Consider the following 23,006-nt stretch of genomic DNA (forward strand, 5'->3'; position numbering starts at 1 on the left):
TATGTAACATCATCTCTGTTATGTCCACTATCCCAATGAGAAAGGACAATCTTCCGCGACCTGTCAACCAATTCCGGTTTGATATGTTCTATAATAAGAAGCAATCATTCTATTCACCCAAAAAATGACCATATGCAACTCGCCACCGCACTCGAACAAGTCGTAATGCTAATTTTAATTATCATCGTAACGCTCCTGGGAATTACAGTTTTCCCTCCTGCATCCTGATTCCAGGTTTCAGGTTCAGCTGCTTATCCAGTGGCGCTATAAATGCCATTTGTGTTTTATTGAATTTACTACAAACGACAAATCCCGCACTAAGTGCGGGATTTGTCGTTTGTACAAGACCGGTATGCTTTCAGTACCGGGTATGCATATCTTGCAGCTAAAATATCATCCATCTAAGTATCGTTATCTTTGTGCAGATTTAAATGCTTCTTTATACCTTATTGTTCCCACCTTTCTTTATAGGATAGTATACAGCAAAACACTGCAGCCTATTTATCAAGATAAAAAATACCGTTTTTCCGTGATAGCCACTTCCCTGTTTTTCGCCTAAATTCAGACGCTAACTTTTATATAATACCCAAAATTCGACGTTCATGAAAAAGAAACTGAACAAAAAACTCAACCTGGGCAAAATTCAGATTGCGAACCTCAATCCAGCAGACCAGTCAGCACTCAACGGCGGTTTACAACATGTTAAACCAATCGAAGATTTCCTGACGACTACGAGTCCTACCAGACTGACCAGATGCTATATCTGTCCGGTTCCGGATTCTGACATCAGTTAAGCACACACTGTACCTTTTTTAAGTAGCAGGCCCTTATACCCATAAACCTGTATTTTTCGAAGGCACTATTCCCACCTGTGAGCTGGCATCTCAGGCAACTTCTTTGTTAACTTTTCTATTACATTCAAAAAATCCATTTACATGAAAAAGAAACAACCTAAAAAACTCAACCTGGGTAAAATCCAAATTGCTGACCTGAACAACGCTGACAAATTAGTGGTGAAAGGCGGTAAGTTACATGGTACTGTCATCCAACACCCTACTACAGAGATCACGGAGAGCACTGGTTGCTTTGTTTGCGACCCTTACTAGTCGGTACGTCACACACACTTTATAAGGCAACGGTATCCTGCAACAGGGATACCGTTGTTTTTTATTTATGCCTATAGCTGATATTCAACAATAATGTGGGATCACCTAACCATCAAGCAATGTTATACATTCCTCTATTACTGGTTACTTAATACATTCAAATAGTGACGCTGATCAGTAATACCAATACTAAACAAGTATAGTCGGGAATTATATGTTACGGCTGCATCTGCGTTTTCAGTTGTGCCGTTACCAGGCACCACACTCCAGCCACTCCAGCTAACACCGTTAAACACATTATTATAGTGCTTGTTATCAATGATACCAATTGCAAACAAATACAGGTTATTATTATACACGGCAGCAGCAACTGCATGATCAGTTGTGCCACCACCCGGTACCTCACTCCAGCCGCTCCAGGCAACACCATTGAAAATGGTTACATACTGTTTATGATCGTTGATTCCTACTCCGAACAGATATAATACATTGTTGTAGACCGTTACGGCATCAGGCAGCAACGTAGTGCCTCCGCCGGGTACTTCGCGCCAGCCATTCCAGGTAACACCATTGAAAACGTTCACATAATGCTTATGATCGCCTGTGCCAATTCCGAACAAATACAGCTTACCATTGTAGACTGTTGCCGCATCAGATATCGTTGTGGTACCATTTCCCGGCACCTCACTCCAGCCACTCCAGGTAACACCATTGAAAACGTTTACATAATGTTTATGGTCGCCAATCCCTACTCCAAACAGATACAGTGCATTGTTGTATACCGTTGCGGCATCAGGTAATAACGTGGTGCCTCCACCGGGCACTTCGCTCCAGCTACTCCAGGTAACACCATTGAAAACGTTCACATAATGTTTATGATCACCTGTTCCAATTCCAAACAAATACAGCTTACCATTGTAGACTGTCGCCGCATCAGATATCGTTGTGGTACCATTTCCCGGCACCTGGCTCCAGCCACTCCATACCTGTGCTTTGACAGCAGCAGTAACAGACGCGGATAGCCCGGTAATGGCTTCCGGTGGTGCAACGTCTGCATTTTTTTTACAGCCGGCAAGACATACGATTGTCAATAATAATAATTGATACAACTGTTTTTTCATGTTAGTTCTTTTGGGTTAAAAACTGTGAGATTGGTTAACTATTCACATAGCTGGTTGGTATATATTCGTATAGGCTTCTCAATTCCCGGGGCTTATTTGCTGCTGCTTTATTTTCACTAAACTACTAATAAGGACTGCAGTCTGTATTTCACCAGAAAAGCTGGCTAATTTTACTTTTTAGTCAGCTGCTTTATTTTTCCAGTTTTAAGCTGTTAATGCTATAATGCTCCAATTCAGCGGTGTATTGAACTGCAAGCAAAGAGCCAGCAAGCCTAAGAAAGGCATTCATATCCTGATTATCTTACCTGACAGCCTGGGTCACAGCAGGCAGGAAGTTGCTATTGGTTGTCACTATCTTCTCCTTTCAATTCCCTCAATAAATGTATATAGGTGGCTGGTTCAATGTAAGGTTATTCGTCCATATATTTCATAATCTGTATTTAGCAGGTTCCGGCCAGCTTACCCAGCTTACGAATAGCCTGTTCCACCTGTCGGCTCCATTGTTTATTACAGCTAATACGCATATAATTTCTATAACCACCGGTACTGGAAAAAAGCGGCCCGGGTGCGAAATTAATATGCTGCTCCAACGCCAATTGCTGCAGTTTCAAGGCATCCACCTGTTTGGGCAATTCTACCCATAGCACCATACCACCACCAGGCTGACTGATCTTTGTTCCTGCAGGAAAATACTGTTCTATAAACTGACTGGTTAGCAATACCTGTTTATGCAACAATGGCCGCAGCTTCCGCAGGTGACGCTGATAGGTGCCACTGCTAAGCAAATCGGCAAGCGATAGTTGCAATACTGTTGCTGTAGCCACATTCGTAGTAGCTTTCAGCTGGGATACTTTTTCGAGAAATCTGCCGGGCACACACCAGCCAATCCGGTAACCGGAAGCCACTGTTTTCGAAAACGAGGAGCATTGCATGACCCAGCCGTGTTTATCAAAGGTCTTGATCGTAGCAGGCCTTGTTGGGCCGAAATACAATTCTCCATATACATCGTCTTCAATCACCGGTAGTTTGCGCTTCCCTGCCATTTCCGCAATCCATTTTTTCTTTTCATCAGATAGGAGTACCCCGTTGGGATTGTTGAAATTGGAGATAAACAGACAGGCAGCAATATCAAAGGAATCGATGATTTCTTCCAGTTGTCCCATATTGATGCCTTGTTCAGGATCACAGGACAACTCTATTACTTTTAGTTGCAGTTGCTCCAGGCACTGTAGTATCCCATAATAACAAGGGGATTCCACCACCACCGTATCTCCAGGCTGCGTCACTGCACGCAGACAAAGGCTCAGTGCTTCGAGCGTTCCATTAGTCACCAGTATATCGTTGGCCGACAAGCTGCCGTTCCAGTAGAAAGACAGCCTGGCGATTTGTTCCCGCAGCTGCTGGTTCCCTAATGTAGATTCGTATTGCAGATGAGCACCGGTCAGGTCACGGGATGCCTTTTGCAGACTACGTCGCACGGCGTTAAAAGGGAGCATGTGCGTTTCCAGTGAAGCATTGAAGAAAGAGATGAAGCCAGGTGGATATGGTCCCGCATCTACCGGCATTTTGCTGATGATACGACTTACATTAATTTCCCGGATAGCCGGAATAGCCGTAGTAGCTACTGGTTGTGCGGTATGCCCCACGGATTTACGTAGCGGTATATATCCTGATTTTTCCCGGGCTGCCAGCAAACCTTTGTCTATTAATACACCGTAGGCTTTCAGCGAAGTCCCCACACTTACGCCAAAATGTTCACTGATGACCCGTAGAGAAGGCAGTTTTTCTCCCAGCGGATAGGTATCGTTGTTGATCATCGATTCTATCCGGTTTGCGATATCTATATATTGAAACCCTTTCATCTGTTATACTAAAATAGCTGAAATCTGTATCTGTTACAGTTCATGCAAAATAGCTATTTTTGGGGAGATAATCACATCAGCCACGACTATATGAAAATACCATTGCTAACACTTTTGACAACAGCACTTATTGCAGGGCTGCTTTTCCAGACAGCGACCGCCCAGGACTACGAGTACTTTTCCAACTGCCGCAACGGCGCCTATGCGCTCCCTGATGGCAGCAAGCTGGTGATCAGCCCTTCCCGTGGAAAAGACCTTCGTTATCGCCGCATGGACGGCAGCACCGGACGCCTCTTTCTCCAGGCCGACAGCAGTTATCTGTCAGGTCCCGGATGGGCCAATCCTAAAGACCCGAATATATTTGCCCGCTTTGGTGGTTGTACACATGACGTATTGGATTTCCGGCAGGATGGTAACACCTTCTCAGGAAAACGTATACATTTCCCCGTTATACCCATTCGTTTTAGCGGCCAGGATGCCTCCCTGTATGGAGAACTGTTCCTTCCGGTAAATAAAAAGCCACAGGCCCTGGTGGTACTACATTACGGCTCCGGACAGGAATCGGCCGTATACAATAATTTTCTGCAATACCTGTTACCCTTGCATGACATTGCCGTATTTGTTTATGATAAGCCAGGCACCGGCAGGTCTACCGGCAAGCAAACCGCCAACTTTGAACTGCTTGCAACGGATATGATGGCGGCAATAAAGGCCGTGAGAGCGCAACCGGCCGTAAAGGGCATTCCTATAGGACTCATGGGAGAAAGTCAGGGCGGATGGATCGTTCCGTTAACTGCCAGCAAAATACCGGTTGATTTTCTCATTGCCAGCTACAGTCTGCTGATTCCACCCCGTGAAGAAAACCGGCAGCAAATACTACACGACCTTCAACAGCAAGGCTATAGCAATGAAGCGATTGAACAAGCCATGCAGGTAGTAGCCGCAACGGACCAGGTGGTACGTGAACGATTCAATGGCGGACTGACAGCGCTTGATATACTAAAAGCGCGTTACAGCCAGGCACCCTGGTTCAAATCTTTAAACGGAGACTATACCGGCCCAATACTGAAGGCCAGCCGTCCGCAGTTGGATACCCTCAAACAACTATTCCCGGAGGATGTTAACCTGGACTATGATCCCTTGCCGGCCTTCCGCAGCGTGGATATCCCGATGTTGTGGGTAATTGCGGGTAAAGACACGGAAGCACCCAATGGCGCTACCATCGATATATTGAAAAAAGCGATCACCACCCGGAAAAACATCGACCTCGTCATCTTCCCCCATGCAGATCATGGCATGATAGAAGTGGAAGATACTCCGCAAGGCCCGGCACTTTTAGCAAAGCAATCACCAGGATACTTTGAGCTGTTATGCGACTGGGTGAAGACACGGCAGGTGAAGAAGACTTATGGTAACGGGGAGTATTTCGGGCATAAATAAAGGATATAGCTTCATTCAATTTGATAAGATATCCCCATCCGCTTCTCCGATCTCACCAAACGATTTTTGCTGAGCAATAATACCTCACAGGGATATCAAAATTGCATGTTGAAGATTTTAAAATACGAGTACTTATTTTATCTAAAATGCAACAAAAAGGCGTCTCAAAATCAGAGACGCCTTTTTGTTTTATATCTATGCCGGTTTAATTTTTATTCAGCTCGATTGGAGCGGGTGTTAAATACCAGCGCTGATTAGCTTTGCCATGTGGGGAAAATTGGGCAATATCCGCACCGTCCGCAGTAGAGGCGCCAAATACATCCAATACCTTTTTACTGTTTCTGTTCTGAATTAAATAAGAACCGTCACTATTAGGTATCAGTTGCCAATGCTGATTATATCCATCATGCCATCCATACTGAATTAGCAAAGAGCCTTCTGCCAGTGATAAATTATTTATATCCAGTACCCTACTGCTGTTCACATTTTTGATACGATAATATCCATTATTCAAATAGGTGAAAATCCACCGCTGGTTGGCCCCACCGTTCCATGTCGCTTGTTTAACCGCTCCCATATCGGCCAGGGAAGAATTATATACTTCCATTACTTTTCCACTGTTTACACTGGTTGCCTTATAAATGCCATCCGGGATTAGGTTGGTGCCGGTTCCCATTCCGTAAAGGAACATCAAGGCCGTAATATCATTTGCATTAAAGGGCCGGTTTTGTCCCGCTCCGATACAAGCCAGCATCCAGCTGTTGGGGTCTTCCGTAGTAGGTGTGCCATAAATAGGAAGAGCATAAACACCTGCGTCACCTTCATTGGGGTTAGGAGACCAGGGGCAGCTGTAATTGCGGTTGAAGTAATCTGTATGGCGTAAACCGATAGTATGTCCCAGTTCATGTGCGATAACCGTTGCCAGATAATTCTGGTCCGGATTTGATCCTAACGCATTATTGTCTGCGTTCAACAGGATCGGGCTGGGAGGATTACCACTAGCATCCGGAAAACCGGCAGATTGCCCCAATACACCGGCCCCAAGGCTCGCGTAGTTGATATTAACCTCTCCATTTGCCGCTACACGCTGAAAAGTGAGCATCATTTGCAGTGCATTATATCGCGCAATGGCTATATCTGTTGCGGTTACATAAACCGAAGGCAAATTGGAGACAGATACAGTAATGACACGCGGCAATCTTTTTATAAGATTGGTGGTCCTGTATTGCTCGCCGTTGGCTATGCGAAGTGCAGTTGGCTTGCCTGCATTTTCTTCGTTAAGGTACTTATCAGAAAGGAAGATATCTCCTTCTACCACATAACCATTGGCAACGCGGCTAATGCCATGAGAAGAGTAACCTAATTTTTTTATTGTAGCAATTGTTTCCTGCGAAACCTCTGCAGGGCTTTCATCGGGCCGGCTTTCCTTCTTACAGGATAGGATTGTTAAAAAAAGCGTTAGCGCGCAAATTACAGTATGTAATTTCATAAATATAGATTTTGATTGAAAAGAAACTAATGGTGGAGTGTAAAATATCTTTTTAGTCTGCAATGCATTTGCGGTAGGGGGTGCAGACCTGGTGCAGAGCATTCCACCACGTAACGGTAATGAGGATACTAATCAGCGGCTGGGTATTTTCCTCTACCTGGTTACTTTTGTATCATGTGTTGATATACACATTGCATACTTCCCTTACACGCTATGGGATCCACAGATGAAACGATTGTTTGTAGGTACTTCCTGTTGCCCCATTATCCTACTGGAGTATGTATAAATGATTGCAGCATTATCAGCCCCGCGTAAGTATTCATTGGTGGGTATTTGCGATGATCAGCTTCTTATCGGTAGCTATTGCCATTGTAACAGTCAGCTATCAGGCCACTAAAGCGGGCATGGTAAACCCGGTAAAGAGCCGGTGGAAAGGATAAAACATAATAAATTTAACCATATTTTCCCGAATGCATAAATTGGTTTCCCGATCCGATCACAATAAGAATAGTGATCACAGTAGCTTTGCGGTGCTCGGTAATCGAGCAAATATACTGTGAGCATTAACTTCTATTCAACGCTAATGAAACTATTCTGCTTATGTGAGTCGGGCCTGCGTGTCTGCCTGACTATCCCCACACGGATCCTTTTGTTTTTATTTTTCTTGCTTGCTGCCGATCAGGTGATGGCGCAATCCAATGCTGTTATTCAGGGAAAAATTTCTTCCTCCGATGGACAGCCGGTGGGGGAAGTACTGGTAATGCTGGTGGAAACACACCAGGAAACATATACCAACAAAGAGGGTAACTACCGCTTTGATCATCTCCGGAAAGGAAATTATACGCTAAAAGCCACCTTACTGGGATTACCGGTAATGAAACGCACCGTGACCCTTACGGCTGACGGCAGCGCTACGGCTGATTTTATATTAAAGGAAAGCACTATCGGCTTACAGGAATTTGAAATCAGTACCCGTACGATTAGCAAAGAACTGAACAAGGAAAGCCGTATTGTTTCCAAACTTCCTTTGAAGTACATGGAAAATCCGCAGGTATATACCACGCTGTCCGATAAACTGATGACAGAACAGATTATTACGGACCTCAGTGAAGGACTGAAAAATGCGCCCGGCCTGATTAAAATGCAGGGAAGTATTGGTCGCGGTGGCGATGGCGCCGTATACTACAATCTCCGTGGATTCCCTACCCGGGTATCTATGGTGGATGGTCTTCCCGGTCAGACCAATGGCGAAATTGATATGGCCAATATTCAATCAGTAGAGGTAGTAAAAGGTCCCTCTGGCACCTTGTTTGGCGGCGCTGTCACATCTTTTGGCGGTTTAATCAACGTAGTCACCAAAAAACCGTTGGACACTTTAGGCGGTGAGGTTTCGTATACCGGTGGCAGTTATGATCTCAACAGGCTTACTGCAGATGTATATGGCCCGGTGAACAAGAGCAAAACATTAACGGCCCGGCTGAATGCGGCATACCATACCCGCAATTCACCGCAGGACGCGGGTTTCAGGAAATCGTTCTTCCTGGCCCCGGTAATTAACTATAAACCTACCGAGCGGCTGGATATCACCCTGGGTGCTGAAATCTATTCCTATGAGGGTACCAATCCTTCTATTATCTTCCTGAGCAGAACCCGTAAGTTTTTTGCTACCAATCCATCCGAAATGAATTTCGACTGGAACAGGTCCTATACCAATAACGATATTACCATAAAAGCGCCATCTTCCAATATTCATGGCCGCATCGATTATAAATTGGGCCGGGGATGGGTGTCCAGCACCAATTTCTCCCGGAATACCAGGAAAACAGACGGTATTTACCAGTATGAGTTTATCCGTGGAAATACCAGTGATGACCTGGTAGAGCGTAACGTGCAGCTGCAGCAAGCAGATGCTGCCACCACCAGTATTCAGCAAAACTTTACCGGTGATTTTCATATAGGCGGTATCCGTAACCGCCTGGTGGTTGGATTAGACTACCTGAACCAGCACGCTTTTAACAACTATTCCGGTATTGTGAAGTTTGATACCATCAGCGGTTCCAATCCAAACTTCGCCAAATACAGCCTGCTGTCAAGGGGCAATGCCATCAATAAGATTGTCACGAGCGGGGCTGCACCGGTTAAAAACTATACTTCCAATAATATTTATGGTGTCTATGCTTCCGATGCGGTAAACATTACGCGTTACCTGGTAGCGGTACTTAGCTTACGCCTGGATTATTTTGCCAGCAACGGCACCATGAACCATGTATCCGGTAAAATGTTGCCTGACAGCAGGTTCTATCAGACTTCCCTGTCGCCTAAACTGGGACTGGTATATGAAGTCGTTCCGGAAATGGTATCCCTCTTCGGTAACTATATGAACGGATTTGTGAATGTTCCCCCGGTGACACAGCCAGTGGCCAATGTAAACGGGAACTTCAAGCCTATGTATGCCAATCAGCTGGAAGGCGGTGTGAAGCTGAATCTCCTGCAGAACAGGTTGACGGTAACTGCCAGCTACTACGACATCAAGGTAAAGAATATGACCCGTCCGGATGTGCTGATGGATAACGGTACCGAGCACACGATTATCGTACAGGATGGTACCCAGCGTAGCAAAGGAGCAGAAGTGGAAGTGATGGCGGTTCCATTTAAAGGGCTGAACCTCATTGCCGGTTATGCTTATAACGACAGCAAACTGAATACTACCGGTAAAGACACGGATGGATACCGTCCTGCCAATGCCGGCCCTCCCACCATCGGTAACCTCTGGCTGAGCTACACCCTTTACAAGGGAGTACTGAAAGGCCTGGGTATTGGCGCCGGTGCTAATTATATAAGCGAACACGTTACTGCCAATTCAGCCACCACCGGTCGTTTTGTATTCAAACCGTATACCCTGATCAATGCCACTGCATTTTATGATGCCAACAAATTCAGGGTAGGATTGAAGTTCGACAACGTCACCGATGAACAGTATTTCACCGGCCAGGGCGTTATCAGTCCGCAGATGCCTTTCAACGCATCCGCAAACCTGACGGTAAGATTTTAATCACCGACAACTACAGGCGAATGGCATCAGGGCGTATACCTTGATGCCATTCGCTTTTATGGGATGGTGTGACGTGTGACCTACCCACCCAAAAACTGTAGCGCCGTATAATGGAGGCGCTTACACAGTCCATCAATATTTCCAATGACCTGTTCAAGTCGGCACGGGCTGATTACATGGAAGTACAGATGACACAACGGGATGCACTGGAATCAAAATTTGAACTCATCGAAACCAAAAAACAACAACTGAATGCGATGGTAAATATTTATCAGGCCCTGGGTGGTGGCTGGAATTAACAATCGCTACAAAAAGAAAAACAATAGCCGGCAACAATGCCGGCTATTGTTTTTAGTACCTTGTTATCGCTATAAGGTGGTTTTACTTTCACTGATAAAAACTACAGATTATCCCAGCCACCCCAATTGGTAGCATCCGTATACCACTTATGCACCAGGTTATCTGCCGTACCTATGGCAACAACATTCAGCCCAGATGTACCTCTCGTTGTAATATACGGTGCAGAAGTGATGACCCCTCCCAGGTTCTCCCAGCTTGCCCAACCATGCGTATCGGTGTACCATTTATGCACCAGATTGTTGTTCGCCCCCCTTGCCACTACATTGATTCCTCCACCATTCGTTCCTCTTACCACTACTGAGGGCCTGGAAATAATAGTGCCGCCGAGATCATCCCAACCGCCCCAGCCCTGGGCATCTGTATACCATTTATGTACCAGGTTATTGCTGACTCCCACTGCCAATACATTGATACCGCTGCCACCCACGCCCCTCACCACTGCTAACGGAGCAGAAATAATATTACCACCAAGATTATCCCAGCCTGCTACCCATCCTTGCGCATCGGTATACCACTTGTGTACCAGGTTATTATTGACCCCTCTTGCAAATACGTTGATGCCGCTACCATTAGTAGCTCTTACCACTGCGTATGGCGCTGAAATAATATTGCCGCCCAGGTCATCCCAACCTCCCCAGCCCTGGGCATCGGTATACCACCTATGCACCAGATTGTTGTTGGCTCCTTTTGCAAATACATTAATACCATTTCCATTTACACCTCTCACTACTGCCTGCGGTGCAGAAGTAATATTTCCTCCCAGGTCATCCCAGCCTCCCCAACCTTGTGAATCTGTATACCAGATATGCACCAGGTTATTGCTGGCTCCCATCGCAAATACATTAATACCATTTCCATTGGTACCTCTGAATACCGCATAAGGACTTGAAGTAATGTAACCACCCAGATCAACCCAGTCGACCCAACCACTCCCCTCACGATATTTCCGGTGCCACAGATGATTATTGACACCTCTCGCAAATACATCTACTGCCACCTGATTACGGGCAATCACTACGGGATCACCAATAATAGCAACGGTTGTCAGTCTTCCTGCGGCCGCAGCAAGATTTTCAGCTTTACTGTCCGCTCTTTCCAGCGGCGATACTTCTTTTTTGCAGGATAACCCCAGCATACTAATGGCCAGTACAGCTACCCATACTTTCAGATAGATTTTCTTTTTCATAAATCGGGTTTATATATATAAAAATGGAATTGCTGATAAGAGTATACAATCATTGGCAGGAAATATGCTACTACATGGTTTTCTAAAACCATGCTGATATATAGGCACAGTACACTACAGCTGCCGGTACTGCCTGCAGCAAACTATTATCAGTGAAAAAACTACAGGAGACAAACGGAACACAAATATGGTAATGTCAGGATAACTTATCATGATGAAGCTACTTGAGGGTTAATAAAAATGGTACTACTAATATACAAAAGTTCCATTGTTATTCCGGCCAGCACCTCCTCTTTTTCACACCCAACCGCTGTCCTTTTTAGCAATACTTATGCTGACCAATCATTAATGCACACACCTGATAAAAAGGAGTGATAATTATCCCTGTACGCAGGCATTAACTGAAATCTGCCCGCGTTGCTGTCTTCACCTTTTTATCATCCACCTGAATTTTTCGAATAGTATACTTTCTTTTAAAACTTTTTTATTTTCCTGTTGTTTAGGAAAATAAAAACCTGTTCTACAGCATTGATCATCCGGGGAAATCAAAACTGATTGCCGTAAAAAATCCGTTCCAAGATGAGGATTTTTTCCTATAAACCTCGCCAGCTGCAGCTATTAACCAAAAGAACGATATACCTTGCAGTTGCCGTTTTATCAATAGTCAGCGCCACGCAGGCACAGCAACGGGATTCCACACGATACCGGTCTTTCTCGGACTTCCATATACATACCTCTTTCAAAAACTATTACCGCTTTGTAAAAGACCCCGACAGCACTATTCTCCATGCCGGCAATCCTGCTTATCTCAACAAAAAATACGGACATACTGACTGGCTCGCACATACGAAAAAGGCCAAAGACAAAAGACATGGCAAGGAATCCAATATGGGTAACTATGATCAGTCGAACTATGCAAACCTGCAGGGGCCAGGCGGATCAATCCTGTGTATGTCTATCACGCCACCGGAAAAAATCATGTTGTCGCTGGTAGCTGCATTGAGTACCCATTTAAACCTTGCATAATAATTGAGCGGCGTTTCTCCGGTATACTTATCTAAGAGGAAGCGTCGGAAACGTTTACAAAGATTCTCATTAATATCTATTGGTGCTATAAAATCGTTTTCTATGAACAGTCTGAATTGCGTTAAGCTGTTTGACAGATGCCGGTTTCCCTTAGGTGAGTTGAGTTTTACATATTCGTCGTAATAATCAATGAAGTTTGCCTTAAACTTATGTGCAGGGATAAATGCACTTCCTGTTGCCTGCTGCTCTATGGTTAATTGACTTTTTTGGGTTTCCAACAGGGCAAGGGCTTGTTTGTTATGGTTCTTTGGGATCTGGTCTTTGGGCTGCTTATAGATAAATATTCCTGTTGTAGGACGTTGGCCAGGACCGTGACCGTAATCATAATAGAATGTAATTTTATCCCCTTTTTTACTTAACCGTTTTAAGAAATTCATAAGCGCTTGCTTTTAGGATTACTAAAATCGTAGCACAATAAATACGCCATGGCAGCTTGTTTCAGCATGCTGTCAGTATTATTTCTACTTACGTTTTCTAAACTGTGAAAAAGTGAAAAAAAGCGAGTGTAAAAAACTTTTTGTAAATCACCTGGAAGTGTTGTCAGTACTGACATTCTGGCGAAATTAAATCTGCCAAAACCATATAACAGTGAAGAGATCAAGCACTGCTTCTTAAACTTTTCTGAGATGATTTTTTTAATACATTGGAGATGATGGTATGCCGGTAATATTCCAGCAATTCGGTGTGTCATTCGGTGTGTCAATTGTGTGTCAACAATAGTGGGAGAAAGCGCAAAAAGGCGTTAAAAATGACACTTGACTGCATTAAAAAAGGCTTGTAAGTTTATTACTTACAAGCCTTCTAAGTGCCCAGAACTGGATTCGAACCAGCACACCCTTGCAGGCGCTGCGACCTGAACACAGTGCGTCTACCAATTTCGCCATCTGGGCATCATTTTTCCGTGTCAGGGACGCAAAGATAAACAGCTATTTCATCTTTCCAAAAAAAATATCAACTTTTTTTAAAACTAACGCGGATGGCTATATTAATAATTATAAATGAAGCTGAAAGAAGTGATACTAAAGGTAAGCGGCCCCTTGGCCACGAGGTACAAATCATGTATGCCTTCTGCGTGCCGCAGGTTACCGGTAAGTTTCAGCGCGTAGGTACTGTCGCCGGTATAGGGAATGTCGAGGGTACCAATTATTTTTCCTTTGGGCTTATCGATACGGAACTCCAGCCGGGCATTACTTTTTTTGTGTTCGCAGGCTACTTCCACTTTAAATCCAATCTCTCCTAAACTTAAATTTACCTGGGCAAATCCCAGATAACTCCCCTCTTTCATTTTGAATTCCGTTTCATAATTGCCTTTTCTTGCCGTCGGCGCCGCCGTCTGTGCTACGACAGACAACTGCACGAATGCAAAAAAAAGAAATAGAATCAACCTCATAGGGATAGGAACAATTGTGCTGATGCCTGTACAGAAAACATGCTCCGTATGTTTCCGTCAGAAAATTACAATAAATCTCATAAAATTAAGGAATTATGTAATATCAACATACAACAATAACGGAAAGAAATATACGTTGCAGGAAAAAAAATAAGGCAGGCATCTACCTAAACCACGCCCCTGCTGAGTTACACCATCATCTGCCTTTATAATAACCTGGTTTGTTTTTTATCCCTACTACCTCTCCAGATATATCGATATCCCCTTCTTTTCATGTAACCGCCACACCCTGTTATATACCCAGCATCTGTTTCATCATGCTGACCTGGTCTGTAGTGACCCGGGTTTTATCGTAGGCGAGATAGATCGTATTGGCCGTGGAATGCGCACCAGGCCATAAGGATACCAGCTTTTTTTCCTTCAGCAGCGGACGTACCAGATAATCGGCAGCGATAGCAATCGCGCAACCGCTGCTCACCGACTTAAGGATACTGTCGTAATCAGGTACAATGAAACGGGGTTTCAACAGGGGCCTTTTGCGGAAATTGTCTGCCCAGAAGCGCCGGATGATCGGCAGGTCGCTGCTGTAGGAAATCCAATCCTGCTCCAGCAGCCACTGCTCTGCGGTGGCCAGGTCACCCTTACTGACGGCTTTCTTAAAAACGGTTGCATCCAGTTCCGGACTCGCCACCAGTAAAAAACGCTCTTCCAGCACAGGTTCATGCACGATGTTTTTTCCATGTTCTGGACAATGGGTGGCCAGTACAAAATACAGCTCTCCTTTGTCCAGGCGTTCCATCAGCTGTTTGGTGATACCGAAATTAAATACCAGGCTGGAATTTACCCGGTTTAACCGGGAGGCCATGACCGCATGAAAAAACTCTTTCGGAGCGCCGATACAGGTCATGGGCACCTGTTTCGCACAGGCCTCCCGGAAATCTGTCTCTACCCCTTCCAGTTTTTCCACGGCTTCTATGATCTGGGTGTAAAACAGTTTACCATATTCGGTAGGCACCATTTTACGTGGTTTCCTTTCAAAAAGCGGATGCCGTACATAGCTCTCCAGCGATGCCAGGTGCTGACTTACATTAGGCTGCGAAATCAGCAGCTCCTGCGCAGCGCCGGTTAAGGTACCCGTCTGATAGATCGCCTTAAAAGTTCTGTACCATTCAAAATTTACCATATCTCAAAAGTATAAATTTATTTATACTAATCTATAAATCATACTATTTAATTTATACCAAAACTTGCGACAATTTTGTATTGTAAAATTACAATCGTTGATAAAAATGGAAACAACATTCACCGCCTCCACCGCTAAAAGTCGCATGCCTGCAGCCTTATGGGCATTAACCATCAGCGCATTTGGTATTGGTACCACAGAATTTGTGATCGTGGGATTGTTACCGGTTATTGCCGGCAATCTGGGCGTCTCCATCCCGTCGGCAGGAGCGCTGGTGAGCTATTATGCTATCGGCGTAGCCATTGGCGCCCCTGTATTAACCGCATTGACCAACCGCTTTCCTCGCAAGCAACTGCTTATCTCCCTGATGATATTATTCATTGCCGGCAACACCGCGGCGGCCTACGCCCCCGGCTACCTGCTGCTGGCCCTCGCCCGGGTGATCACGGGTTTTGCTCACGGGGTATTTTTCTCCACCGGCGCTACCATTGCAGCCGCCATTGTTACGCCCGACAAAAGAGCCAGTGCCATTGCACTGATGTTTGCAGGACTGACCGTTGCGATGGTCACGGGTGTTCCGCTGGGCACCCTTATCGGGCAATCTCTGGGATGGCGCGCTACCTTCATGGGAGTAGCTGCCCTGGGCTTCATTGGCCTGCTGGCCAATATCCTCCTGTTACCCGAACAGATCCGGCAGGAAAAAACAGGGCACTGGAAAGAACAACTACAAGTGATACGCAACAAGCAGTTGCTGATAGCCTTGCTGACCACCGTTCTCAATTACACCGGCGTATTCCTGGTATTTACCTATATCTCTCCCCTGCTTACGCAAATAACCGGTATATCCGCCTCTCTCGTAAGTCTGGTATTACTGATATACGGCGTGGCGGTAGCCATTGGTAATATCAGCGGCGGGGTCATTGCCAACAAAAATCCGCTGGCTGCCCTTCGGAACATTTTGCTGTTACAAGCGTTGATATTGTTTATTTTTACTTTCACGGTACATCATACCATTCCGGCAGTGATGACCTTATTTATTATCGGCGCCTTATCCTTTGCTACTGTACCGGCCTCCCAACTGTATGTGGTACAAACCGCAACAGCAGTGGCCCCGGCAACGGTCAATGTTGCTTCCGCCCTCAATATCGCCGCATTCAATGCCGGTGCTGCCATCGGCGCCTGGGCAGGCGGATACATCATTGCTTCCGACGCAGGACCCGGCGCCACTCCCTGGGTGGGCGCATTATGTTTGCTGCTGGCAGCCGGTACAACGCTCCCTGCATTTTCTACACTTAAAAAATAAAACAACCATCATATGAATTTACAACTCACAGGAAAAACCGCTTTCGTTAGCGGCTCCACACAAGGAATAGGTTATGCCATTGCCAGACAACTGTTACAGGAAGGCGTAGCCGTTACTATCAATGGCCGCACATCCCAGCGGGTACAGGAAGCGGTAGCACGCCTGCAACAGGAAGTACCTGGCGCTACGGTAGCCGGCGTAGCGGCGGATTTCTCCAAACCAACCGATATCAGCGCTTTGCTGGAAAAAATAACGGGCACGGATATACTGATCAATAATGCCGGCATCTTTGAACCGAAAGCATTCCTGGATATTACAGATGAAGATTGGCTGCGTTTCTTTGAAATCAATGTACTGAGTGGCATCCGGCTTTCCCGGCAGTTGCTGCCTGCGATGCTGAAAAAAAACTGGGGGCGTATTATCTTCATTTCCAGTGAGTCTGCCGTGAATATTCCGGAAGAAATGATTCACTATGGTACTACTAAAACTGCACAGTTATCTGTTAGCAGGGGTTTAGCCGAACTTACCAAAGGTACCGCAGTTACCGTTAACACTATTATGCCTGGCCCTACTAATTCGGAAGGGGTCAGTGATTTCATTAAACAACTGGCTATAGAAGGCAATATTACGCCGGCACAGGCAGAAGCGGATTTCTTTAAAAAAATGCGCCCTACCTCTCTCCTGCAGCGATTCGCTACGGTAGATGAAATAGCCAGTCTGGTCACCTATCTTTCCAGTCCGCTGGCCGCGGCTACCAATGGCGCTGCACTACGTGTAGACGGCGGCGTAGTCAAATCAATTGTTTAATGCCGTACATTATCTATGATGAAAATATATAGCATCCTTGTTTTTCTCAGCATACTGATCTATAGCCCTACTGTATGGGCGCAGCTGGAATTTAATCAGCAAAGAGCCCAACAGATCGATAGTGTGATACATCGTAATATGCAGGCACAGCACATTACCGGGGCCACAGCCCTGATCATCAAAAATGGTACGGTAGTGTATAGTAAGGCTTTCGGGTATGCCGATACGGAAACCCGAAAGCCCATGACGATCAACAGCATTTTCCGGATCGCCTCCCAAACCAAGCCTGTTACCAGCCTGGCAGTGATGATGCTTTGGGAGAAAGGTAAATTCCTGCTGGATGATCCGGTGTCCCGCTATATTCCTGCGTTTAAAAATCCCCGGGTAGTGGCTACTTTCAATCCGGCAGACAGCAGCTATACCACGCAGGCAGCCAATCGGGAAATCACGGTCCGCGATTTATTACGCCATACTTCCGGCATTGACTACGCTGCTATATTCGGCAATGCCACCATGCGGGCCATCTATGCCAAAGCCGGTGTTTTCAGTGGTGTTGGCACCACTACGTCCGACCTGGCTACGCAAATCAACCTGCTGGCACAGCAGCCCCTTCGCCACCAGCCCGGCGCAGCGTTTTCCTACGGACAAAATATCGATGTACTGGGGCGCCTCGTAGAAATATGGAGCGGGCAACCCCTGGATGTGTTTATGCAGGAAAATATCTTTACCCCGCTGGAGATGAAAGACACGCACTTTCACTTACCGGCGGCCAAACATGCAAGATTGGTAAGCCTATACGAAAATCAGGGTAGCCGGCTGGTAAAAGTCAACCATCCTATTTATGATGGCGTAGATCCGTTGTTTCCGTTGGTGCAGGGCGCTTATCTCAGCGGTGGCGCGGGACTGGTATCTACCGTCAACGACTATGCGAAATTCTTATCGCTGTTTATGCATAAAGGAAGGTATCAGCATAAAAATATTATCAGTCCCAAAACAGTGGAGCTAATGCTCACCAATCAGCTCGTGCCTGGCCTGCCGGTTCCTGGCTTACCGGAGAATTTTCAGTTTACCCTGGGTGGTTTTGCCCTGGAAACCGACAAGAATGATTATCTCCAGCCTTTAAGTAAGGGCAGTTATGGATGGGGCGGCGCCTTTAATTCTCACGCATGGGGTGATCCGCAGGAAGCACTCATCGGTTTATTATTTACCCAGGAATATTTATCTCTTTACTGGCGCATCGGCGAAGAGTTTAAAGTAGCTACCTATCAGGCACTGCTCCCATCAGCGTATAGCCGGTCAGGTAAGTAGATTGAAGGACACAAATACAATGGTAATACTGATGCAGATCAGTGCCGCAAGAAAGGTATAGTCAGCCGCTGTTTCCAGCCGCTCTCCCCGCTGTACCCGCGTTGTCCGCATCGACAAAAAAGATAACAGGCAGCTGGCCATCAGCAGGATGGCCGCTACGCCGGTACTATCATCGATCACGGTGACATGGTTAAAGCGTGCCACCTTGATCGATGTGAGTACAATCAGACAAAATCCCAACAGGTTGGAAGAAGTATTTAAAATATGCGGTGATTTACTGTCATTCGGCATATGCGGTAGTTTAATACTTACACGACACTCGTTTTCCGGTCCAGGTCGCACAACAGATAAGGACTTGTTTGCTGCAAACGCGCTACCACCTCAGCAGCGGTTACTTTCTTTTCTTTGATCAGTTCTGTTTCATGTGCGGTGATGCCTACCATCTGCAGGAACTGTACCGTTCCATGCGGCGTATTGATGAGCGGCATTTCCGGATCTTCTATAAATATCAATCCATGGACTAACGTATCATCCTCAAGTTTAATGGGGCCATTGGCAGGCATCCAATGAAAAGGTTCAAACCATTTATTGGAAGAAAAAATGTACCGGGCAATATTTTGCAGCAACCCTACCACCCAGGTAGAATCCGCGTCTACCGTCCATCCTGCGCGGGGTTTCAGGCGGAAAGTCAGTTCAAAACCGGAACCACTGAATGGCGTTTCTATACTTTCTTCATCATAATACAGCGAAGTAAAACCATACGTCACAAAATGCCAGTGCGGTACATCGCCGGCAGTAGCTGCATATACGCTCACGCCGTCCAGCGGATCTGGCCCACCCAACATATATTTATGCGCGGTAGCCCAATGCACCAGCGGTTCCGTAGTACCATAAATCTTTTGCAATTGTTCATCAATAGCCGTCCAGCCGGGCGTAGCGTCGTTGTCTTTATATAAAGACTGGTAAGTAGCGAGATCCATTCTTAACAAAGTTTTAGGTTACATTTTACATCAGTGGCACTGACAGAACAAATATAGTTCCTAAATTACACGCTATAATCAAAAGCTATGAAGCATAAAACGGTACTCTTTGCATTATTGGCCTGTCCGGCCTTTCTCCACGCCCAGAGCGGGGAGTATGTCCTGAACGGCAAAATAGATGCAGTCAATGCCCCGGTGAAAGTATACCTGAACCGTATGATCGCAGAAAAGATCATAACAGATTCTGCAGTGCTGAAAAACGGTGCATTTCAGTTCAAAGGTACTGTGACCGAACCCACAGTAGCCATGCTGATACTGGATCAGAAAGGCACGGGCATCAGTGCCCTGTCGAAAGACCGGGAGGCAGACAGGCGTATGCTCTACCTGGAAAAAGGTACCATACAACTCACTGGTACTACTGATGTACGGCAGGGAAAAATCACCGGCTCTCCTATCAATAAAGCAGTAGAAGAATACCAGCTGGCACTGGCGCCGGGCGAACAGGCACTGACTAAGCTGAATAGCGATTATATGAGCGCCGGAGATGCCGAGAAGAATGATAAAACATTTATGGCCGGGCTGACGGAGCAATATGAAAAAATAATGGCTGCGCGGAAAACCACGCAACAGCAATTTGTGAAGGATCATCCAAAGTCTTTTTTCAGCCTGGAAGTGTTGCGTGATCTCGCCGGCAACAATATGGACGTAGCTGCGGTAGAACCGTTATACAACCTGCTGGCTGCGGACCTCCGCAACAGCGATGCCGGCAAGGCGTTGGGCAAAACCATTGAACAGGAACGTAAACTCAGTATCGGCGCGCTGGCTCCCGACTTCACGCAAAATGACGTGAACGACAAACCAGTGAAACTGTCTGATTTCAAAGGCAAATACGTATTGCTGGATTTCTGGGCTTCCTGGTGCGGCCCATGCAGAAGAGAGAATCCGAATGTCGTAAAAGCTTACAACCAGTATAAAGACAAGAACTTTACCGTATTGGGGGTATCGCTGGACCAACCTGGCAAAAAAGCAAAATGGATAGATGCCATTGCAGCTGATGGCCTTACCTGGACACAGGTATCTGATCTTAAGTTCTGGGAAAACGAAGCGGCGCAATCCTACAACGTGAAATCCATTCCGCAGAACTACCTGATAGATCCTGCCGGTAAAATTGTAGCGAAGAACCTGCGGGGCGAGGCACTGGAGCAGAAGCTGGCAGAACTGATCAAATAATGATCATCATTATCTTTTTATAAAACAAGGGTTCATGTAAAAGTTGTTGCTTTTCCATGAACCCTTGTTACAAATAATACTGTCTGTAATAATTATGGCACCCTAAATATAGGCTATTAATTAAATATTCTTTTATATAGATGCATAAATAAACAGATATTTTTTGCCCCGTATATTTTTCCTATACCACTCATCTTCAAATACTTAATATTCTCCCCAAATCATTTTTATTCTCTACATTTGTTGTCATAGAAAACATATAATATTTATTATAAATATATAGCAAATGACAAAACAGCCCCTCTACTGGGCCACTAATCTGAGGCTATTACGTACGAGAAGAAAAATATCACAGCAGCACCTGTCTGATTTACTGGGATTGAACAGGAATAAAATATATGCCCAGGAAAGCGGTAAAACCAGAAATCCACGGCTGGATGACCTGGTACTGATCTCTTCTTTTTTCCGGATAGACATTGACCTCCTGGTAAAAACAGACCTGTCGGCTTTACCGGAAGAGCAGCTGCTCCAGCTGGAAACCGGCGACAATACAGACCTAACTGGCAGGGATATACGCATTTTACCCATTACTGTAGACAACAGCAACGAAGAGAACATGGAATATGTACCGGCGAAAGCGAGAGCAGGTTACCGCAACGGCTTCAGCGATCCGGGCTTCATTGCCGCCCTTCCCAAATTTACCTTACCGGAACTTCCCCGTGGTAAAACCATCCGCATGTTCCCTATCTCCGGCGATTCTATGGAGCCGATTCCGGATGGCAGCCATATCATTGCACAATACCTGCAAGACTGGTCATTGCTGAAAAACAATACCGCCTGCGTATTGATCCTGAAAGGTGGCGAAGAAGAAATTGTATTCAAGGTAGTCGGCAACCGTATTAAACAAGACGGCACCCTCACCCTTCACTCCCTGAATGCCAGCTATCACACCACGACGGTACACATCACCGAAGTACTCGAAATCTGGACATTCATCGGTTATATGAGTAAACAATTGCCGGAAGCACTCCCGTTATCGGCCAGCTGATACGCTTAGGCGCAGACATTCAAAACAAACTGATTATCAAATAGAAATATCAATATAATCATCATCAACTATAACTCAATTCTCCATTGAGTAAGTTTTTGGTGCCCTACCCCATCGCCCTTCCCTATACCCCTGAAAAAAAATGTTGCTATCTCTGTAACATTTCTTTCGTGCCCGTATCTAAAGGAAAAATAAAAACAAACCCTTTATGAAAAAAGTATTTTTCCTCCTTATGCTGCTCACAGTTACTTCCTGGTTAACACCTTCATTTGCACAAACCGCTCCCTCCTTTAAAGTGGAGATCAAAGGTACCGGCAAACAGCCCCTGGTGCTGATCCCCGGGTTTGCCTGCTCCGGCGAAGTATGGGAGGCCACTGTACAACGTTATGCCAATACTCATAAATGCTATATCTTCACCATGGCCGGATTTGCCGGCACACCTGCTCAGCAGACCCCGGAATTGCAACAGTGGATTAAAGATATCGCCGCCTATATCCGGGATAACAAGCTGAAAAAACCAGTAGTAGTAGGACATAGTATGGGAGGCGGTATGGCGCTGGCACTGGCGGCGAATTATCCGGACCTGCTCTCTAAAGTGATTGTCGTGGATGCATTACCCTGCCTGGGCGCTATCATGAATCCTGCTTTTAAAGTAAAGGAAAATCCTGATTGCAGTCCGATTGTCAACCAAATGCTGCAAACAAATGAAACAGCTTTTTATAAAATGCAACAAATGACCATTCCACAATTACTCTCCGATACCACCCACAAAGAACAGGTGATACAATGGAGCGTAAAAAGCGATCGTAAAACCTTCGGTACGCTCTATTGCCAGTTCTCCAACACCGACCTGCGTCCGCTCCTCAGCACCATCACCTGTCCGTCGCTCATCCTGCTGGAATCACGGTTCGTACCACTGCAAGGGGCTATTGCTGAACAGTATAAAGACCTGAAAAATGCACAGCTTCAATACGCTACCAAAGGCCTGCACTTTATTATGTACGACGACCAGGAATGGTTTTTCCAGCAGACCGATAACTTCTTAAAGTAAGCAC

The 23,006-nt window shown here is 45.7% G+C and carries 22 protein-coding genes and 1 tRNA gene; 13 read left to right on the forward strand and 10 right to left on the reverse strand.

All coding sequences use genetic code 11. From position 1 onward, the window contains the following. Window positions 1-602: 602 nt before the first annotated feature. Both OL444_RS22675 and OL444_RS22680 read left to right on the forward strand, forming a co-directional pair. Complete coding sequence (locus tag OL444_RS22675) at window positions 603-794, forward strand: class I lanthipeptide (protein ID WP_264729558.1); 192 nt, start codon at window positions 603-605, stop codon at window positions 792-794. A 141-nt stretch (window positions 795-935) separates the two neighbouring features. Further along, window positions 936-1,106, forward strand: a complete 171-nt coding sequence (locus OL444_RS22680) for a hypothetical protein (protein ID WP_264729557.1) — start codon at window positions 936-938, stop codon at window positions 1,104-1,106. Between the two features lie 137 nt (window positions 1,107-1,243). Here OL444_RS22680 and OL444_RS22685 read toward each other — a convergent pair whose 3' ends face one another. Both OL444_RS22685 and OL444_RS22690 read right to left on the reverse strand, forming a co-directional pair. Continuing rightward, entirely contained in the window at window positions 1,244-2,227 is a 984-nt protein-coding gene (locus OL444_RS22685) for a PLL family lectin (RefSeq protein ID WP_264729556.1), read from the reverse strand. A 440-nt stretch (window positions 2,228-2,667) separates the two neighbouring features. Further along, window positions 2,668-4,089: an aminotransferase-like domain-containing protein gene (locus OL444_RS22690; RefSeq protein ID WP_264729555.1), complete on the reverse strand. Its 1,422-nt coding sequence runs from the start codon at window positions 4,087-4,089 to the stop codon at window positions 2,668-2,670. 114 nt (window positions 4,090-4,203) lie between these two features. Between OL444_RS22690 and OL444_RS22695 the strand changes: the two genes are divergently transcribed. Further along, window positions 4,204-5,529, forward strand: coding sequence for an alpha/beta hydrolase family protein (locus OL444_RS22695; RefSeq protein ID WP_264729554.1), 1,326 nt, complete (start codon window positions 4,204-4,206; stop codon window positions 5,527-5,529). Window positions 5,530-5,734: 205 nt separating this feature from the next. Here the strand turns inward: OL444_RS22695 and OL444_RS22700 are convergent, their stop codons facing one another. Next, window positions 5,735-7,018 carry a M57 family metalloprotease gene (locus tag OL444_RS22700; protein ID WP_264729553.1) on the reverse strand — a complete coding sequence of 428 codons (1,284 nt, stop codon included), beginning with the start codon at window positions 7,016-7,018 and terminating at the stop codon, window positions 5,735-5,737. Between the two features lie 290 nt (window positions 7,019-7,308). Between OL444_RS22700 and OL444_RS22705 the strand changes: the two genes are divergently transcribed. From OL444_RS22705 to OL444_RS22715, 3 genes are all read left to right on the forward strand, one after another. Next, entirely contained in the window at window positions 7,309-7,458 is a 150-nt protein-coding gene (locus OL444_RS22705; protein ID WP_264729552.1) for a hypothetical protein, read from the forward strand. A gap of 209 nt (window positions 7,459-7,667) precedes the next feature. After that, a complete protein-coding gene (locus OL444_RS22710) occupies window positions 7,668-10,070 on the forward strand; it encodes a TonB-dependent receptor (RefSeq protein ID WP_264729551.1) in 2,403 nt (800 codons plus the stop codon). A gap of 110 nt (window positions 10,071-10,180) precedes the next feature. Next, entirely contained in the window at window positions 10,181-10,369 is a 189-nt protein-coding gene (locus tag OL444_RS22715; RefSeq protein WP_264729550.1) for a hypothetical protein, read from the forward strand. A gap of 101 nt (window positions 10,370-10,470) precedes the next feature. On the opposite strand, the gene OL444_RS22720 is transcribed toward OL444_RS22715, so the two are convergent. Beyond that, complete coding sequence (locus OL444_RS22720; protein ID WP_264729549.1) at window positions 10,471-11,616, reverse strand: DUF8189 domain-containing protein; 1,146 nt, start codon at window positions 11,614-11,616, stop codon at window positions 10,471-10,473. Between the two features lie 579 nt (window positions 11,617-12,195). Here OL444_RS22720 and OL444_RS22725 point away from each other — a divergent pair. Then, complete coding sequence (locus OL444_RS22725; RefSeq protein WP_264729548.1) at window positions 12,196-12,642, forward strand: hypothetical protein; 447 nt, start codon at window positions 12,196-12,198, stop codon at window positions 12,640-12,642. On the opposite strand, the gene OL444_RS32025 is transcribed toward OL444_RS22725, so the two are convergent. The 4 genes from OL444_RS32025 to OL444_RS22740 form a co-directional block, all read right to left on the reverse strand. Beyond that, complete coding sequence (locus OL444_RS32025) at window positions 12,528-13,079, reverse strand: phage integrase SAM-like domain-containing protein (protein ID WP_371878112.1); 552 nt, start codon at window positions 13,077-13,079, stop codon at window positions 12,528-12,530. The two genes, OL444_RS22725 and OL444_RS32025, sit on opposite strands and share 115 nt — an antisense overlap. Before the next feature lie 429 nt (window positions 13,080-13,508). Further along, window positions 13,509-13,592 (reverse strand) — tRNA-Leu (locus tag OL444_RS22730). Window positions 13,593-13,687: 95 nt separating this feature from the next. Continuing rightward, window positions 13,688-14,092 (reverse strand): carbohydrate-binding protein, encoded by a 405-nt coding sequence (locus tag OL444_RS22735; RefSeq protein WP_264729547.1) that lies wholly within the window; start codon window positions 14,090-14,092, stop codon window positions 13,688-13,690. 292 nt (window positions 14,093-14,384) lie between these two features. Beyond that, window positions 14,385-15,275 carry a LysR family transcriptional regulator gene (locus OL444_RS22740; RefSeq protein WP_264729546.1) on the reverse strand — a complete coding sequence of 297 codons (891 nt, stop codon included), beginning with the start codon at window positions 15,273-15,275 and terminating at the stop codon, window positions 14,385-14,387. 106 nt (window positions 15,276-15,381) lie between these two features. Here OL444_RS22740 and OL444_RS22745 point away from each other — a divergent pair, with 106 nt between their 5' ends. From OL444_RS22745 to OL444_RS22755, 3 genes are read left to right on the forward strand one after another with little or no spacing between them, the layout of a single operon-like run. Beyond that, entirely contained in the window at window positions 15,382-16,578 is a 1,197-nt protein-coding gene (locus tag OL444_RS22745) for an MFS transporter (protein WP_264729545.1), read from the forward strand. A 12-nt stretch (window positions 16,579-16,590) separates the two neighbouring features. Continuing rightward, on the forward strand, window positions 16,591-17,385 hold the full coding sequence (locus tag OL444_RS22750) for an SDR family NAD(P)-dependent oxidoreductase (protein ID WP_264729544.1): 795 nt from the start codon (window positions 16,591-16,593) through the stop codon (window positions 17,383-17,385). 15 nt (window positions 17,386-17,400) lie between these two features. Then, the gene (locus OL444_RS22755; protein WP_264729543.1) at window positions 17,401-18,693 is read left to right on the forward strand and encodes a serine hydrolase domain-containing protein; all 1,293 of its coding nucleotides are present in this window, start codon (window positions 17,401-17,403) and stop codon (window positions 18,691-18,693) included. Here OL444_RS22755 and OL444_RS22760 read toward each other — a convergent pair. Together OL444_RS22760 and OL444_RS22765 are read right to left on the reverse strand one after the other, a co-directional pair. Next, window positions 18,682-18,984: a hypothetical protein gene (locus tag OL444_RS22760; protein ID WP_264729542.1), complete on the reverse strand. Its 303-nt coding sequence runs from the start codon at window positions 18,982-18,984 to the stop codon at window positions 18,682-18,684. The genes OL444_RS22755 and OL444_RS22760 overlap by 12 nt on opposite strands. Window positions 18,985-19,001: 17 nt before the next feature. Then, on the reverse strand, window positions 19,002-19,673 hold the full coding sequence (locus OL444_RS22765; protein ID WP_264729541.1) for a suppressor of fused domain protein: 672 nt from the start codon (window positions 19,671-19,673) through the stop codon (window positions 19,002-19,004). Window positions 19,674-19,760: 87 nt separating this feature from the next. Here OL444_RS22765 and OL444_RS22770 point away from each other — a divergent pair, with 87 nt between their 5' ends. The 3 genes from OL444_RS22770 to OL444_RS22780 all read left to right on the forward strand — a co-directional run bounded on the left by OL444_RS22770 (window position 19,761) and on the right by OL444_RS22780 (window position 23,002). Next, complete coding sequence (locus tag OL444_RS22770) at window positions 19,761-20,903, forward strand: TlpA disulfide reductase family protein (RefSeq protein ID WP_264729540.1); 1,143 nt, start codon at window positions 19,761-19,763, stop codon at window positions 20,901-20,903. A 286-nt stretch (window positions 20,904-21,189) separates the two neighbouring features. Continuing rightward, window positions 21,190-21,951 carry an XRE family transcriptional regulator gene (locus tag OL444_RS22775; protein ID WP_264729539.1) on the forward strand — a complete coding sequence of 254 codons (762 nt, stop codon included), beginning with the start codon at window positions 21,190-21,192 and terminating at the stop codon, window positions 21,949-21,951. 208 nt (window positions 21,952-22,159) lie between these two features. Continuing rightward, entirely contained in the window at window positions 22,160-23,002 is an 843-nt protein-coding gene (locus tag OL444_RS22780; protein WP_264729538.1) for an alpha/beta fold hydrolase, read from the forward strand. Window positions 23,003-23,006: the final 4 nt, after the last annotated feature.

The organism is Chitinophaga nivalis (assembly GCF_025989125.1).
In the GTDB taxonomy this organism is placed as follows: Bacteria; Bacteroidota; Bacteroidia; order Chitinophagales; family Chitinophagaceae; genus Chitinophaga; species Chitinophaga nivalis.